Origin of the sequence: Pseudomonas sp. 51_B, from assembly GCF_017491595.1 — a bacterium.
In the GTDB taxonomy this organism is placed as follows: domain Bacteria; phylum Pseudomonadota; class Gammaproteobacteria; order Pseudomonadales; family Pseudomonadaceae; genus Aquipseudomonas; species Aquipseudomonas promysalinigenes.
In genome coordinates, this window is the sequence record NZ_JAFGYW010000468.1 from 1 (window position 1) to 432 (window position 432).

Annotated in this window: 1 protein-coding gene; it reads left to right on the forward strand. The window is 58.1% G+C overall.

Translation table 11 applies throughout. The annotated features are described in order from the left end of the window. Window positions 1–183 precede the first annotated feature (183 nt). On the forward strand, window positions 184–432 hold a 249-nt coding region (locus J5M56_RS25765), incomplete at its 3' end, for a glutathione S-transferase N-terminal domain-containing protein (protein WP_207938153.1).

A 432-nucleotide genomic window follows, 5' to 3' on the forward strand; every position in this document is an offset into this window, starting at 1 on the left:
GCACGGGTTCGCCGTGACCCACGCGCGGGCGTTGAATGAGGATCTGTTGGCGTTCCTCAACCGGTAATCCCGCCCGGCAAAAGCCGTAGTCAGATGCTGATGAACCAAGGCACGTGCGATGCGGGCCTTGTGTTTTGCGCTATGGTATTTTTTCTGCGTCCACTACCCGGCAAAGTAAATCCCGTGCTGCGACTCCTCGGCAAAGCCTCATCGATCAACGTTCGCAAAGTGCTGTGGACCTGTGCCGAACTGGACATCCCGTTCGAGCGCGAAGACTGGGGTTCGGGCTTCAAGTCGCCAAACACGCCGGAGTTTCTCGCGCTGAATCCCTGCGCCATGGTGCCGGTGATCCAGGACGGCGATTTCACTCTCTGGGAATCCAACACCATCATTCGTTATCTGGCGACGCGTTACGGCGGCGCTCACTTGTAT